Raw genomic sequence first — 16,445 nt, forward strand, 5'->3', positions numbered from 1 at the left:
GCTAGGAATTAGGTCAGATACAGAAACATCTTCGCTGCTTAGCCAGCTTCTCTAAAGCCGCCCTTGTTCTTCTGTTAATTGGATTTATGCTTGAACCATTGTATTTCTCTTCTCTATACATTGTATAAAAATCGTTACTTTTCTGAATGTTTATTTTTCCAATAAGAAAGATTTTTAAAAATGCCTATGAGTTTTTGTGCATTAAAAGTTTAAAATTTCTCGGGACCGTTTAAAAATATTGACAAACAGATGCCCGATAGGTAACATTTGCATTTCTTTTTACACATTAAATTATTATGATTAGGGCGATTGAAATGCAATTCGGAACCGTCTGTATCATTGGACCGGGACTCATTGGTGGCTCCATTGGCCTGGGGTTGAAAAAGAGAAATTTGGCAAAGACCATTATTGGCGTCGGTTACAGGGTTTCTTCCATCGAAAATGCCTTGAGGATGCATGCCATTGACAGTGGAACCTTGGACATTAACGCGGCGGTGAAAGACGCTGATATTGTAATACTTGCCACATCGGTAGACAAAATCATTGATACGGCAAAGAGTGTTATCCCTCTCATGAAATGCAACGCCATCCTCACTGATGTGGGAAGCACAAAAAATCACATTGTTCAACAAATTACTCATCATATGAGAAAAGACATCGCCTTTATTGGTGCGCATCCCATTGCAGGGTCAGAGCAAAGAGGCGTTGAATTTGCTTCGCCAGACCTTTTCGTAGGTTGCAACTGCATCATAATGCCTTCAAACAAAAATTCGACGGAATTGGAAACAATTTCCTCTTTGTGGCAACTTTTGGGAGCTAAAATAATATATTTAGACCCACAACAACACGATGAAATATTAGCATGCGTAAGTCACTTGCCCCACCTGATCGCCTCTTGTTTGGTAAATTCAATTAAACAAGAATACCTCGTTTATGGCGCTAGTGGATTAAGGGATACCACAAGAATTGCATCAGGCGACCCGGAGCTATGGATAAATATCTTTGATCAAAATCGCGAAAATGTTATAAAATCAATTGACCAATTTATGGGTGAGCTTGCTGGGTTTAGAAACGATCTTTTAAAGAAAAACGATACGTTGCTGCTTGACAGGTTAAAAAAGGCAAAGTTGTCACGTGATAGGGTGTTTCACAACAATTCAAAAAACAAGGCATAAACAAATAAATCCTATGTACTCAAGAATTGAAGTATTTTTTAAGGATGAGATTCCTGATCCTTTAGGAAACAATATACGATCAGAGATCGAGGCATTCAATTTCTCTGGAGTTACAAACGTCAGGGTCCGCCAAGTTTATATCATATTTGGGAATGCAGATAAAAACGTTCTGGACGCTATTGCCCAGAAACTCCTGGTGGATGCGATTACACAAGACTATCAGATTTTGGACTTCGGACATCTGATTTCGGATTTTGGACACCATATTGTCGAAATTAGCCGTAAACCTGGCGTCATGGACCCTATCGAGCAATCGGTTTTGAAGGCACTTCGTGACATAGGAATAAACATAGATGGCGTTAAAACCGCTCAAAAGTATCTAATCGATGGGAATATATCAAATGAAGCAATCCGCAGCATAGCAACTAAAGTCCTTGCAAACACAAAGATAGAAGATATCTTTATTTACCCGGAAACACCCAGTTACGATCATGGCAATATTCAGTATTCCTTTAAAAAACAAATCATTCCTTTATTACATGCAGACAATAAACAGTTGGAAGAAATAAGTGCCCGTGGCCAGTTATCCTTAAATTTACAAGAGATGCTATCTATCCAAAAATATTTCAGATCTATTAAACGTGAACCTACCGACGTCGAACTCGAGACAATTGCACAAACATGGTCTGAACACTGCGTCCATAAAACCTTCAAAGGTATTATCGATTTCGGCGGGAAGAAAATCGATAATTTATTAAAAAACACCATTATGAAGGCAACCAGTGAACTGAACAAACCCTGGTGTGTTTCTGTATTTAAAGACAACGCAGGTATCGTACATTTTGACAATAATTATAACATTTGCTTCAAAGTAGAAACCCATAACCACCCCTCCGCCATAGAGCCTTATGGAGGCGCCAACACCGGCGTTGGGGGTGTAATCAGGGACGTAATGGGCACAGGGTTGGGAGGAAAGCCCATCCTTAATACGGATGTATTTTGTTTCGGTATACCGGACACCCCACTGGATAACGTCCCCAAAGGCGCCTTACATCCAAAAAGGATTTTTAAAGGTGTTGTTGCCGGCGTAAGAGATTATGGCAACCGCATGGGCATCCCCACTGCTAACGGCGCTATCTTCTTTGATGAGCGATATATTGGCAATCCCTTGGTCTTTTGCGGAACTGTGGGTCTTATACCCAAGAATAAATGTCAAAAAGATGCCCATCCCAATGACCTCATCGTTGTTGCCGGTGGCAGAACAGGACGAGACGGCATCCACGGAGCCACGTTCTCTTCCGCAGAATTACATGAACAATCTGAACAGATGTCCGGTGGCGCTGTACAGATCGGCAATGCAATAACAGAAAAGGCATTGTTAGACGTGCTTTTACAGGCCCGTGATAAAGGGCTGTACAATTGCATCACCGATTGTGGCGCCGGGGGTTTATCCTCTGCAATTGGAGAAATGGGGCAAGACCTGGGAGCCCTGGTAAATTTAGAAAAGGTGCCCCTTAAATACGAAGGGCTTTCCTACACCGAAATCTGGATTTCAGAGGCGCAGGAACGCATGGTACTCGCCGTTCCACCAGAAAAAGAAAATGATATCCTTGACCTATTTAAGGCAGAAAACGTTGAGGCAACGGTCATCGGAAGATTCACAAACGATAAAATATTGCGCCTGTTTTATAATTTCCATCTGGTTGGCGAAATAGAAATGGATTTTCTCCACAAAGGTATACCAAGACTGGAACGCAAAGCTACATGGCATAGACCTGTCTTTGAGGAACCTGCCCTACCTGAAAAAGAAGATTTTGGAACTGATTTAAAAAAGATACTTTCTTCATGGAATGTCTGTAGCAAAGAATGGGTCATACGCCAATACGACCATGAGGTACAGGGTGGCAGCGTGCTGAAACCCCTTCAAGGTATACATAATGATGGACCAGGTGACGCATGTATTGTTACCCCTGTACTGGGGTCTAAAAAAGGTATTATCGTATCCAATGGCATGAACCCACGATACGGCGACATAGATCCCTACCACATGGCCTCATCCGCCATTGATGAGGCACTCAGGCAGATCATCGCCGTTGGTGGAAGCTTAGAACAGGTCGCGCTCTTGGACAATTTCTGCTGGGGCAACACCAACAAGCACGACCGTCTCGGTAGCCTTGTGAGGGCTGCACAGGCTTGCTATGACATTGCTGTCGCATATGGAACTCCCTTTATCTCCGGAAAAGACAGCCTGAATAACGAATTCGTCACGGATAAAGAAACAATTGTAATACCTCCAACTTTACTCATTTCTGCCATTTCGGTAATGGAAGACGTTCGGAATGCCGTATCAATGGATATCAAAGCGCCTGGCAATCTGGTCTATATTGTAGGACTCACTCGTCCAGAGTTAGGTGGTTCGCATTATTACTACATCCACGGCTATAAAGGAAATAATGTCCCAAAGGTAGACCCTGTCTTAGGGAAAAAGGTTATGAATGCCTTATCACAGGCAACAAAATGCAGGATTGTAATGTCTTGTCATGACTGCTCAGAAGGCGGTCTTGCCGTTGCTGCCGCAGAAATGGCTTTTGCCGGCGGCTATGGCATGTCGCTTAACCTTTCTGGCGTAATCACAGAAGGCCCTATTCATAGAAATGACACCATTCTTTTTTCTGAATCAAACAGCCGCTTTATTGTTGAGGTGCGACCTGAGCATCAGAAGGAATTTGAAATGATTACAAAAGATGTTCCTTGTGGCTTAATCGGAAAGGTTACATCAGAACCCTTTCTCAAAATCCATGGCTTAAACAACAAACTCGTTGTTCGTGAAAACATTTACGACTTGAAAGAGTCGTGGCAATCACCGCTGAGGTGGTAAATAGTTAATTTTCATTTAAAAATATCACTACTCTGTCATTCCGTGCCTGACACGGAATCCAGTGTTATATCCATTAAATCCAGTTTTGTAAGGAGAACTTCGTCGTGAGCGCTTAGTCGAACAATTAAGCGTAAAACGAATCCACATGTTGCCCGCAAAATACCCGAAAGAACACGAAATTATTTTCTGGATGAATTCAAAAACATATCGTTAGTGCTTTTTTTGCGCATTTCATGGTTCTTAAAGGAAGAGTATAGAAAGGGTTGTAAATCAAAATTATGCTTGCTATACTAACTTTATGAAAAACGGGAGAATTAAAAAGTATGCGGAATTAAGTGAAAAATACTTACATGACGCTGAAATCCTCTTGAAGAAGGGTGACCCATCACAGGCATCTGAAAAACTCTGGGGCGCAACGGCCACGATTGTTAAAGCAATTGCTGCACAACGCAAAAAAACGCTGAAAACTCATGAGGGTATAAAGTTCTTCCTGGCCCAGATTGCACGGGAACTCAATGACGAAAGCGTCAACAATGTATCCCTCGTAGCAGAAGGGCTGCATCAAAACTTCTATGAAAACGCAGAACACCCCGACTCCGTAAAAAAAGGCGCAAAGACGATAAAACAATTTGTTACAAGAATGCGCAACCGGTTTAGCCTCAATTAAAATATATGTAACAATTTAGTTTTTTGAATAAAATATGAAGTTTTTATCAAAAATTGAAAGAATAGCAGTACTGCTTTTCATAGCAATTGGTAATACGCTTTTAATCAGTCACATGATAACAGCAGTTTTCAGAATTTTTGGCTTGAGTAGATTGTCGCAATTCCTTTACCTCCTAAACTTCGTTGTTCTATTTTTAATTCTTGGATATTTCTGGAAAAAATGGGCGCACTCAAAATTGGTTATAGTAACCGGGATTTTCATTATGCTGATCGGTCTAAGCTTAATTGCCCTCTCACCAGCGCGACTCCCGTTTCCTGCTAATATTGCAGCATTTCAGTTTTTTATATTATTTGCACCATTTGTATTGATTTCACCCATTTTAGGACCGATCGCTTTAATCTACGCTCATTTCCGGGGATTGTTGAAAGACCAAAGCCAATTACAAATTAGCCAGTCGCAATCATCATTTCGACAAGCACCTGAACCTCCGGAGGTTTTGGCGGCAAACAATCGAAAGATCAAAGATTAGAAACCACATCAGCTTAGCCGTAGGAATTGTAGCTTTATTGATAATTGCTTTGCCAATTTACTTTGTCTTCCACAGCGGACAAAGAGACACTATTTTAAAAGATGATCCGCATGTTGGGCGGATAGTAAGTTTCAATCTTCCTTTGGCATACTCCAGCGATTGCGTTGGTTGCGGTGGATCAGAAAGAGCTTTGAAAATCAATCGCGATTTAGCATGCATTGAGGACATTGATTCGGTGAGTGCTCAGTACTATAAAGACAAATTTTACAATGTGAGTTACGTTCCGTCTGATATGAAGTTTGAAGTAATAGAAGTTATTGATGTCGAAAGTTACGGCATACGGCAGATCGGCGGATCGGGATATAGCCTTGCAGTTTTGAAGGATGAGAATGGGTTGCTTTCCACCGAGTTGCTTAGTTCTATTGATGACGATGGTCCTTGCTGCAATCGGATGACACCGCATTTAGAAAAATTATTCAGGTACATTGAGAAGAATGGCAAGGCAAGGGTACTAGCAACTGTCTATGACTTAAATTCAAATAAGTCTGATACAGTAACCCAGCAATTTGTACTTAATGCTCTCAATACAGCGCCATCAAAATATAGATTTTCTAATCCTGAAGTGATGGCGAGTTCAATTCCAGGGATGTTGGGAATTGCCGTTGATGTAGACGCAGATTCATTGGTATATTTGGTTGCTTCAAGGTTGGATTATAAGATTTGGGAAATTACCGGACTTGACGCCGATTACCTGAGCACACTGACACAATCTGAAATTTCTGGGATGAAGCGATCTCCAATTAATTCGAGATAGGCTGCAGCTTCCAAAAATTTTTTAGCCTCCCACGAGGGCACGGCGGAAGGGGGAGGTGAAGGGTGGAATTCCGCCGCACTGGAGCAAGGCGGATGCGGTCGTTGAGATGAATGTTTATCAGACAATAGCATTATTTCATTCAATCAGGCAAAAATCTGCGATTTTTTTGTAAGAGCAGAAATATTTTACTTGGCGAGAATCTTCTAATGAACCGGCAAAAAAACCTTTATATTAACCTGTTTTATTCTTGCATATTCTATATTCAAGGTCAGACCCCAGAAGATTCCCTTTGAAATCATGAAGAACGGGGCGATGGTCTGCAATTCAGGTCATTTTAACGTAGAGATCGATATCGGTGCTTTAGAATTCATAGCTGCAAAGGTTAACAAATCAGTCCGTAATTTTGTAGACCAATATGTGCTAAAGAACGGAAAGGCTATTTATCTCCTCGGGGAAGGTTGCCTCATTAATCTTGCTGCAGCGGAAGGTCATCCGGCTTGTGTGATGGATATGAGTTTTGCTACCCAGGCGCTGGCTACGGAACATGTCGTAAAAAATAAAGGTAAATTAGTATCCAGAGTCTATGAAGTGCCCAAAGAGATCGATCAGTGGGTTGCCAGTCTGAAGTTAAAATCTATGGGTATTGCTATTGATACGCTTACAAAAGAGCAAGAGAAATATCTTGCCTCCTGGGAGGAAGGTACTTAAGTGGATAGGTCAGAATCAAAGTATTTCAGATTTACGATTTTGGACTTCGTCGTGAGCGCTCAGTCGAACAATCTGGGATTTAAAATCGTAAATCGTAAATCGTAAATCGCAAATCGCAAATTTACCATGGCCATTCTAAAACCGTTTCGGGGGTTACGGTACAATCAGGATATTATTACGGACATTTCGGCCGTTGTGACGCCTCCGTACGATGTAATCTCGCCTCAGGATCAAGAGCGGTATTATCAGATTCATCCCAATAATATCATTCGTTTGGATTTAGGAAAGGACTTTCCCGGTGATACGGCAGAGGTCAACAAGTATACCCGCGCTGCTGACTTTCTCGCGAGCTGGAGGGAAAAGGGCATCCTGAAACAGGAAGACGCCCCGGCGATCTATATTTACGATCAGGAATTTTTGTCTGGCAATAGATGGTTGGTCCGAAGGGGCTTTATTTCATTAGTGAAGCTGGAGCCCTTTGATAAAGGATACATCTATCCTCATGAGCAAACACTCCCTGGTCCAAAGGCAGACCGCCTGAAACTTGCCCAATCGTGCAGGGCCAACCTCAGTTCCATATTTGCCCTTTTTCCGGACGAGAATAATGTGATCGATGGGTATTTGTCAACATTAGCACATACAAAACCTGATATGGATTTCATAGACGATACGGGGGTGAAAAACAGGCTTTGGGTAATCAAGGAAAAGCAGACCATCGACAGGTTGGTTACCCTCATGAAGGAGAAACCGCTTTTCATTGCAGATGGACACCATCGGTATGAAACTGCATTGGTTTATAAAGAACAAATGTACAAAGAAAATGGCAGACCTGGGGATGATTTGCCTTCAAATTATGTGATGATGGTGTGCGTATCGATGAATAATAACGGGCTGAAGATACTGCCGGCCCATCGGCTCGTACGGAATATAAAGGATTATCGCTTTGGCCGGATTCTACAATCAATACAAGAGTCATTTAAGGTCGAACTATTAGGCAAGGGGTGCAGCGTGGAGGATTTTATGTCAAGCCTCAACAACGAGACCAAAGGCCACACTTTTATCATGTATGTCGGTCAGGACGATACCTGTTATAAATTGCGACTGAGCAATGAAAAACTCCTTGATGCGGTATTCGCCAAAGACCATCCTGAATGGAGGCATCTGGACGCGGGTATTCTTCACGGCGTGATTATCAACAAAATACTGGGTATAAATTCCACCGATGTGACCTTGAAAGATTATGTGAAATATGTGAAGGACGAAGCGGAGGCCGTATCGCTCGTGCGCTCTGGTCAGTATCAATTGGCGTTCTTTCTCAAGCCCACGCGCATTGAACAGGTAAGGGAAATTGCCATGGCGCGCAAGGTCATGCCCCCCAAATCGACGTACTTTTATCCTAAGTTAATCACGGGTATTGTGATAAATAGCTTTAATTAGACCTTTATCCAATTTTTACCAAATGGCTGTACATAAAATCTTATTTCTACAACATCGCTTTAGCCAATTACTTTTTAGATAATTCCCGCTCAAAAGAATTAAGCAAGGTATCTCCAGAACCCGCGCCTTACGGCATAATTATTTCAACCAATGCGACGGAATACGGTTGTAAGAACAATGTTTCTTGACATGAACCATTAATTATATTAATTTGCTTCGTTTGTTTTGAACCTTCTAGAGAGATATTGGGATCGTTGTTTATCTTGTCGATCCACATCGGGACATTAATTGCTTGACCAGAAAAACTTGTATGATTACCGGAGAAAAAGAGATTATCATAGGTATTGTGGTACACATTATTGCATTCGATAACATCCTGTTCAAATACAGTGCAGTCTGGAGGATAACTTCCTAGACTCATAATCTGAGAACAGATTGACTCAATTGAGGGACTAATACAGTCTTTAAAAATAGATCCTCTACTTATTTGAAAACAATTTCGAAGTTGCTCTGCAATTATATCTATCTGACTTTGTAGATATCCCTTATATTTTAAGTATGTAACGGCTTCAAACAATGCTTTTTCTTGAGTTTCGCTTTTAGCCTGCATGACCAACTTATCTACTATTCCATTATTTCCGCAAGGGGTGTCTGTTTGTATCTCTTCTGTTTTTTTATTATACCCGCAAGAATTTGAATGATTCTTATCTATGAGATACGTTATCATGAGTGTGTTTCCTGAGAAAGGAATATTTTTAAGATTCAAGGTTATTTTTCTTGGTTTTTTTCTATATTTTAAAGCGCATGGATAGGTTTTTCAAGGAAACGCGTTCTTTAGCATTCGTTTGGAAGGAACATAATTAGAGATCAGTATTCTTACTTTACGACTATCTTTCGTTTGAGATGCAATGGCAGCAAGAAAGCCATCCTTGCTCGTGATATCTGCTTTAAGTCTGTTATTGATCCCGTTTTCTTGTTTGCCTTGCAGGATGGAAAGTGCCTTGAATGCATTATAAACCGATTTGATAATGCCGTCGTTACTCATAATACCAGGACAGCCCGAAAATAACGGATTATGTTCAAAATCGACGAAATTAAAGAAGGCTTGTTTATTAATGCCAGTATCAAGTATCTGAAAGATGGCAAAAATGGCATATGCACTGGTTCGTTCTGTAGTATGGTCTTCTAAATCATTGAGACTTGCGTCATAGTTCCACTCATCAATAATAAGGGGTGTGTTTTCATCGTACCCATACTGTTTCAGCCATTGTTTAATAGAACTTGCCATTTCTCTGTATTCTGCTTTTGTCCCCCAAAAATTATTCCATCCAACATACATATGCCAGGTTATAAAATCGATCGGCAGGTTATTTGTCGCTGCATATTTTATAAACTCCTCGATTACCCCTTTATCCCATATAGAAGCGCCAGGGCCTCCTATCTTTACATGAGGGTCTGCTTCAAGAGCACCTTTAACGCTGTATTTATATAGGGTAAAGTATTCTTCCTGACTTCCGAACCAGAAATCAGTATTAGAAAAGAGATAGCCCTGGTCTGGCTCATTCCATATTTCATACCATAAATCCAGGCCTAATTTATATTTATAATAACCCACGATTCCCTTAACATGTTCTGCCCAAGCATCGTAATCAGTCGGAGGTGTTGCGCCCCAATTTGGTCCACAGACATATTTTCCATCTTTATTTTTTACACATCTTTTACTTAGCCATTTAGGCATACCGTAAATAGTTAGGATAAGATCCACCCCCTGTTTCTTATATGACAATGTTGTATTATTAAAATCATTGAGGCGATCCATATATTTTTCAATATCATTGGACAGATCAGAAACATGATATCTCAGATTCAATCCTGTTCGATAGATACTACCGACGTTTTCGATATCATCTTCGTATTTCTTTCTGAAATAAAATTTATAAAAATCATCCCCCCATTGAGAAAGCTCTATTCCCACTGCTGCAATACCTGGCATTTGGCCGAGGTTCTGTGAAACATCCACAGTTATTTCCGTTGTGTTCGATGCCATTGTTTTTCCTGGAAAGAGAAAGGTCACTCCGACAACTAAAACAACAATTATTAGATATCTTAAAAACAGTTGTATAAATTCGTTTATAAATACAGTAGCCATACTTATATCCTCATTTGTATCCTGGTGATGATCTGAAATTCCTCAACACACGATCTGCCACGCAGAATACGAGGATACACTTACAGATGGCATACAGATGCTCCAGTGGTACGGCTACAAATATCGAACACAATGAAAGTTAAAAATTATTTTACAGGTGTATTTTTGTTGTATTTTGTGCAGGATTTGAGGGAGATGCGATGATTGAGGGGAAAAAAATGCAGATAACTAACACAGGATAGCTACATTCAGAAAGATTTTAGCCACGAAGAGCGCGAAGAAAAATTTTTGAAGCAAAAATTTGCTAAAAAGGTGTTTATATGCGGTGCTACTATTAGGGGATTCATTTTTTACCGCGTCATCATGCCGCTTTTGTGGCACCCTGAAACCATGAAAATATTTCAGATATTTCGGTGAGTCCTCCCACCGAAACGTCACGGCATCGCTTAAGAGGAAATTTTCGAACCAGGGGATGATATGTTACAAAGATATTCACATAGCAGCTAAGAGAAGTCGGAAAGAATTATTATGGTAAATAGTTACCAAAGGCATGAAGAAAGGAATATTTCTCTTCCAGAGTGTCTTTTTCGAAACGAAGTTTCAAGGACAATTACGTTTCCAATAGAGTTTTGAAACGAGCCGGGAAGTAGCCGCAGACTTTTTGCGCGTAACTCGCAACGGATGTTGAATGGAGATTGCACGGTGAGTAAGGTGGATCAAGGTACCATCTCTGGCACCGACCCGCCTGCATCGTTTTGACGTGGTGGATTCGCTACCGCTCAATCTACCCCGACTGTCTCTTTTGTAGATCCGCATAAATTTCTTCTGTCCTGGATGACGGCTTCACTCCCAGCGCCGATAGCAGAACAGAGCGGCAGCGGCGGTATAACTTGACGGCCTCTGCCTCCTGGCCAAGCCGCTGATAACACACCATGAGGTGCTGGTAAAACTCCTCGGCAAGGTTATCCACCGCAAGCCCCTTCCTTGAGTACTTCCAGCGCTTTCCCATAGTTCCCCGCTTCTTCCCAGTACCTGCCCAGACCAATAACGAGACGGTGAAATTTGCTCCGCAAAACTTCACGATACGTTACGGCCCATGAATACGCAGCATCTGTTTGCAAAAAGTGTCCCTTGTATATACCCATCGCCTTTTCTGCCAGAGAAGTGTAAGATGAATTAATTCTGCCCTGAGCTTGTCGAATGGACGAAGCAAACCCATCTTCATGAAAATCCACCTTATCTGAGGGGAAACGACCCCCTGAATCCCCCTTTGTTAAGGGGGGCCATGGCTTAAGCCCCGTTGAATGATTCAGGGATCGTTGGGTGCGCTCCGCTTCATCCAACCTATGGGATTTCCAAAGAGTATCCACCTCTTCCACTATCCGTTCAAATGCCCACGCATCCACCCACCAATAGCGAGGATCCAGGCTTAACCGCCCCTCCTGGCACTGAATCGCCAGGACATTACCTACCATCTGGCGCAGGCGGTGCAGGGTGGTTTCAAACGATATATGCGCCACATCGCCCTCCGCCTCAGGCCAGAGGATATCGTTCAATTGTTCTTCCCTCACGTCCTTCCCGCCCAGGGCTATGAGTGCCTTCAGCATTTCTAAAGGCCTTTTCTGGACCTTTCCTGATGATATTAAAGGCTTTTCATCCTTCTGCAGACTGAATTGCCCGAGGGTAAATACTCTCAACGGCCAGGGCCAGTCATCAATCTCAAGCGGAGGAACATCAGGAACAAGATTGCGTTTGCGGATAAGGTTCCGTACGTAGGCAACTTCGATTCCTGCTTCTAATGCCTTTACACACAGCCGGGGCATGATGTCAAAACGCCAAAGAAAACAACTGATAAAGTTCTGTTCACGTCCCAGCGTCATGGCCTTGCGAAGTATCTCCAGTCCGTATCCACCGTACACCTTAGCAAAAGGGGATCGAAAAAGTTGTGACTCTCCATCAGATTCTTTGCATTCATCATGTGTGGGAGAAAAGGGCAAATGTTTGTTTGTCTCTGCATTGTGCAATTCATCTACCCCCTTAATTCCCAACTCCAGGGCAAAGTACGCCTCCGTCAAAAGACACATATACTCAATATGTTTGCTCTTCATCCAATTGCCGATTTGCCGGGCGAGTGCAAGCTGCATTACTGCCTCAGGGTATTTTCCCATAGCAGCGTAAATCTGGGACATGGTAATCTTTCCAATGGCCATTGGGAAAGGGGCGTTTATTTCAGAATGCATCCGCACTTCCATTTGTACATGTTCTGAGGCAGATATTAAATTTCCCATAATGAGATCTTTTACTGCAATAATATGGTGATAGAAACATATGTCAATTTTACGCGCTGTAGGCAGGTTCGGTTCTATTTGTTCTAATAACCTAATGGCGGTTTTAATATCACCATCATTTAAAGCAGCACATGCCCCGCTTGATAATAGATGGAGGTTCCAAACATGTACACCTGTTCTATAGGTATACTCTATTACCTCAGAAATATGTTGAAGACATAAGCCAGTGGAACCTGTATTCCATTCATAAAATATCATAGCCGCTTTCCCCAAAAGACGGATTAATGGGGGGGCTGTTTGTAAATGTACCTGTTTACAAAGAATATCTACTAAAATGCCTGCATTGGTAAAATCACCTATCCACACGTAATAAACTGTCAGATAAAATCCGCACTGTAAACGCAAATTCATGTTACTACACTTTTGCAAGAGAGAAAATACCCGTTTCGCCCATATTTTGATCTCAGGGTGATCTGGCTGCCTCAGCATCATAGAAATGAACCGGCAGAAAATGACACGTGATTCCACCTCAGAAGAAGGAAATACAGAATTCTTCTGAATGAGGTCTTCAAATACCCGAATGTATGCATCAAGGGAAGAAAAATTTTCAAATTCATGAAAAAAGGTATCTACTGCATATGTCCAGGCCAACCACGCTCCGGTAACGTCACCCTGCACATGAAAATGCTTAAATGCCTTATCAAAATACGTGCGGCCCGCTGCGGGATTGTTATACAAAAAGCGGCACACGCCAAACCAAAAGAGAAGCCAGGGGGTAACCTCTCTTATATCTTCCGGCACACTGGAAATCCATTCTTCCAGGGTCTTGCTTCTGCCCTGTAATATTAGGGATTCAGCATGTTTGAGAATTAATTGCATAAGGCCATCCCACTCCTTTGCTTTGCAGAAGAGGCTGGCGGCATCTTCTATCTGCCCGGATTCTTCCAGTATTATGGCAGCACTTATTTTTACGTTATTGAGTTCCTCTGTGTCAAACGTATCTGAGGCCTTCGTTACAAGATATTCCCGAAAGAGTGAGTGGTATTGGTAAGCAACCTCTGGCTGAGGGTGCGCTACAGTGAAATAATTCTCACGGATTAACCGAGACAGGATATGCCCTGAGGTATGAATACCGGTTAGTTTTTCCGCCATCTGCACCGTTATCATTGGTAAAAACGCCGTCTTGAGGAGAAATATACGGGTCTCTTCACCGGCCTTCTCAAATATCTCATTTGCAAAATAGTCAAAGACCCTCCCGTGTGTCAGTTCGGCCGGAAGTGCACCATCGAAATATCCTGATTTTGCATGTTCCATCATAAGCACCAGACCAGCTACCCATCCTTCCATCCGGGCATATAACAGGTCCACCTTTTCATTTGTCAGCTTTTTCGGCATCTTCATCCGAGTGATCTCTTTGAATTCATCAAGGGTGCACCTGATTTCATCCCATCCGATAATATTACACCGGTTGTTTGCACACAGACGGGCGAAGTGATGCGGTGGGTCAGCCCTGCTTATTACCACAACGTGGATACCATCAGGGATGATGTCGAGCCCCTGCACAATCATGTCATGAAAACTTGCATCAGCGGGTACATCCTGGTAATTGTCAAAGATAATGAAAAAGGGTTGTGGCAGCCTGCCATACAATGTCTCGAAATACCTTCTGATAAAGGTTGAGATATTGGGAAGATATTCAGAGGTTAGCAAGGGCAGAGGACGCTTTCTGGGAACCGCCTTTTTTGCTGCCATGCCCATGTAGTAAAAAAATGTGGCTATATCAGCATCACTCGCATCTGCCTGATACCAGAGAAAGGGAAGCTTATGGGTGTCGAGATAACTTGCTATGAATGTGGTCTTTCCTGAGCCTGCAGGCGCCGATATCCATGTGACGGGATAATCCAACCCGGCATCCATCAAACGAAATAACCTCTTTCGGGGATAAATGCCAGTTATCCTCGGACGACTAATCTTGGATATAGAGGTACTTTCTCTTGTCATGGCAATACCCTAAGTTAGGCTGCCTTTGGCAACAACATTTGGGGGATATCAGAATATCAGGGTCAGACCTTGAAAATAGAATATAAAATCTGGCTAGTCTCTTTTTAAAGTCTTCTTTGTTTTTTCAATTGTTCACTTATCCGCAGGGCAGCTTTTGTTACCACATTTAATTATAGACCTTGTTTCTTAAAATGTAGTGGTTGGGGTAAGCCAACAATGTTATGCATACATTAAACGGCCCTTAGGGACTGGTATTTGAATACCATCTTCTTTTGCCGTTTTTAACCAAAACTCTACTGCTCTTTCTGCATTTTCAAGTGCCTCTTTTTTTGACTTACCATGCGCTATGCACCCTGGTAGTTCTGGTACTTCAACAACATAAATATTGTCTGTTTTATCCCAATAAATAATCATTTCATATTGTGATTCACTCATTGTTTTTCCCTATATTAAATTTATAAGTTGTTAATATTTTCCTTATTTGCCCTGATAAAATTCGTCTTAATAATTTCTCCCCTTTGCCCATTAAAATAGTTAAGATATCCAGAATCGCTTACGCCTGCCTGTGCGTGTCCGCACGCAGACCTACAGAGAAGATTGCCTTTTACCGCAAGTTTGCCTCAAGATTTAATATCTATCCTTTGTTAAATAAAACTATAAAATAGCTACCTCGATTCCCTCTATATCCCTGAAATGTTTTTTATCAAAGGTATATATTGTCTTAATACCTCTTTCCTTAGCAAACTCTATAATCCATGCATCAATAAAATCTATGTTCCTATTTTTGTAAAGTCTTAAGGCGGAAATTACGGTTAATTTATCTGTAACATCAAGTCCCGTTGTATTCACTATAGCCTCAACAAGTTCAAGGATTGTATCTGCTTTCATTTGATAAAAACTCTCTAAAACCCACACAAGTTCTGCAATTACAACAGATGGGACAACAATCCTTACCTCGCCCTTCATAGCTTTGTCTAAAAGGTTATCAACGGCTTCCGCTTTTTTCTGATCGTCATTGATGAGATACCGAACAAGTAAATTGGTATCTATAACAACCTTCTCAGTTCTTTCCACCTTGAATAACCCTCTTTCCCACATACTTTTTGACTTTTTTCCTTACCTCGTCAAAGTTTTCTCCCGTATTTATATTTTTTAATAAACCTTTAAAGTCACGAAGGGTTCTGGCTGGTTTGATTACAATTTTATCGTCTTCCTTTTCAAAGACGATAACATTTCCTTCCTGTACATTTAAAAGTTTCCTCACTTCTTTTGGTAAAGTAATTTGACCTTTCGAGGTAATCTTTGCTGTCAGTATCATAATATGATTCTCCTTACTAAAACATTTATTCTTACAAATATTGTAGAGCTTACAATTTTATTAGTCAAGGAATTTCAGGGAATATCTTGTTATTATTAATTTTATTTTCATAAAAGTTTTGATATTATCAATATTTAAAGCATATTATATTTAGTAATAGCTCACAACAGTGGACACGAAGAACACCAGGTACTACAGGGTAAGGGGGAATCTTGCATAATTTATCTGTTTATCCTCTGGTATCTTAGCGGTATCAAAATGGATATGCTATCCAATGAATGACAAAGAAAGGCGCAACGCCATAATATCAGCCATTTCACATAAAGAATCCCGTCTCGCCAAACTTGACAAAGAACGGCACAAGATACTAGCCGAATTAAAGTCCCTTAATGCCGAACTCTTAATACTTACCAACCATTCCCCTGATATCACAAGCAACGCAACCAATTCTCCACACAAAAATATCAAGCCCTGAGGAAAA

At 41.4% G+C, this 16,445-nt stretch carries 15 protein-coding genes and 1 pseudogene; 8 read left to right on the forward strand and 8 right to left on the reverse strand.

What is annotated here, in order from left to right; translation table 11 throughout:
* Positions 1-314: 314 nt before the first annotated feature.
* From BROSI_RS10995 to BROSI_RS11025, 7 genes and pseudogenes are all read left to right on the forward strand, one after another.
* On the forward strand, positions 315-1,175 hold the full coding sequence (locus BROSI_RS10995) for a prephenate dehydrogenase (protein ID WP_157842490.1): 861 nt from the start codon (positions 315-317) through the stop codon (positions 1,173-1,175).
* Positions 1,176-1,188: 13 nt separating this feature from the next.
* Positions 1,189-4,053, forward strand: coding sequence for a phosphoribosylformylglycinamidine synthase subunit PurL (gene purL, locus BROSI_RS11000; RefSeq protein ID WP_052563850.1), 2,865 nt, complete (start codon positions 1,189-1,191; stop codon positions 4,051-4,053).
* Positions 4,054-4,351: 298 nt separating this feature from the next.
* Positions 4,352-4,720, forward strand: a complete 369-nt coding sequence (locus tag BROSI_RS11005; protein ID WP_052563851.1) for a PaREP1 family protein — start codon at positions 4,352-4,354, stop codon at positions 4,718-4,720.
* A 34-nt stretch (positions 4,721-4,754) separates the two neighbouring features.
* Positions 4,755-5,249, forward strand: a complete 495-nt coding sequence (locus BROSI_RS11010; RefSeq protein WP_052563852.1) for a hypothetical protein — start codon at positions 4,755-4,757, stop codon at positions 5,247-5,249.
* 37 nt (positions 5,250-5,286) lie between these two features.
* A complete protein-coding gene (locus BROSI_RS11015; protein ID WP_052563853.1) occupies positions 5,287-6,063 on the forward strand; it encodes a hypothetical protein in 777 nt (258 codons plus the stop codon).
* Positions 6,064-6,351: 288 nt separating this feature from the next.
* Positions 6,352-6,771 (forward strand): annotated as a pseudogene (locus BROSI_RS11020) (adenosylhomocysteinase); the annotation flags it as partial.
* Positions 6,772-6,897: 126 nt separating this feature from the next.
* Complete coding sequence (locus BROSI_RS11025) at positions 6,898-8,208, forward strand: DUF1015 domain-containing protein (protein WP_052563855.1); 1,311 nt, start codon at positions 6,898-6,900, stop codon at positions 8,206-8,208.
* Between the two features lie 127 nt (positions 8,209-8,335).
* On the opposite strand, the gene BROSI_RS11030 is transcribed toward BROSI_RS11025, so the two are convergent.
* The 8 genes from BROSI_RS11030 to BROSI_RS11060 form a co-directional block, all read right to left on the reverse strand.
* Positions 8,336-8,935, reverse strand: coding sequence for a hypothetical protein (locus BROSI_RS11030; RefSeq protein WP_052563856.1), 600 nt, complete (start codon positions 8,933-8,935; stop codon positions 8,336-8,338).
* 90 nt (positions 8,936-9,025) lie between these two features.
* Positions 9,026-10,255 carry a GH39 family glycosyl hydrolase gene (locus BROSI_RS11035; protein WP_162183240.1) on the reverse strand — a complete coding sequence of 410 codons (1,230 nt, stop codon included), beginning with the start codon at positions 10,253-10,255 and terminating at the stop codon, positions 9,026-9,028.
* 702 nt (positions 10,256-10,957) lie between these two features.
* Complete coding sequence (locus BROSI_RS19880; RefSeq protein ID WP_157842491.1) at positions 10,958-11,173, reverse strand: hypothetical protein; 216 nt, start codon at positions 11,171-11,173, stop codon at positions 10,958-10,960.
* Positions 11,142-11,327, reverse strand: coding sequence for a bacterial transcriptional activator domain-containing protein (locus BROSI_RS11040; protein ID WP_052563858.1), 186 nt, complete (start codon positions 11,325-11,327; stop codon positions 11,142-11,144). Before BROSI_RS11040 ends, BROSI_RS19880 begins: the two co-directional genes overlap by 32 nt.
* Complete coding sequence (locus BROSI_RS11045) at positions 11,320-14,646, reverse strand: winged helix-turn-helix domain-containing protein (protein WP_157842492.1); 3,327 nt, start codon at positions 14,644-14,646, stop codon at positions 11,320-11,322. The genes BROSI_RS11040 and BROSI_RS11045 overlap by 8 nt, the downstream gene beginning before the upstream one ends.
* Positions 14,647-14,865: 219 nt before the next feature.
* The gene (locus BROSI_RS11050; RefSeq protein WP_052563860.1) at positions 14,866-15,081 is read right to left on the reverse strand and encodes a type II toxin-antitoxin system HicB family antitoxin; all 216 of its coding nucleotides are present in this window, start codon (positions 15,079-15,081) and stop codon (positions 14,866-14,868) included.
* Between the two features lie 219 nt (positions 15,082-15,300).
* Positions 15,301-15,720 (reverse strand): PIN domain-containing protein, encoded by a 420-nt coding sequence (locus tag BROSI_RS11055; protein ID WP_052563861.1) that lies wholly within the window; start codon positions 15,718-15,720, stop codon positions 15,301-15,303.
* Positions 15,707-15,964 (reverse strand): AbrB/MazE/SpoVT family DNA-binding domain-containing protein, encoded by a 258-nt coding sequence (locus BROSI_RS11060; RefSeq protein ID WP_052563862.1) that lies wholly within the window; start codon positions 15,962-15,964, stop codon positions 15,707-15,709. The genes BROSI_RS11055 and BROSI_RS11060 overlap by 14 nt, the downstream gene beginning before the upstream one ends.
* Before the next feature lie 274 nt (positions 15,965-16,238).
* Here BROSI_RS11060 and BROSI_RS20505 point away from each other — a divergent pair, with 274 nt between their 5' ends.
* Positions 16,239-16,439 carry an uL4 family ribosomal protein gene (locus BROSI_RS20505; protein WP_052563863.1) on the forward strand — a complete coding sequence of 67 codons (201 nt, stop codon included), beginning with the start codon at positions 16,239-16,241 and terminating at the stop codon, positions 16,437-16,439.
* Positions 16,440-16,445 lie beyond the last annotated feature (6 nt).

It is taken from the genome of Candidatus Brocadia sinica JPN1, from assembly GCF_000949635.1.
Classification (GTDB): Bacteria; Planctomycetota; Brocadiia; order Brocadiales; family Brocadiaceae; genus Brocadia; species Brocadia sinica.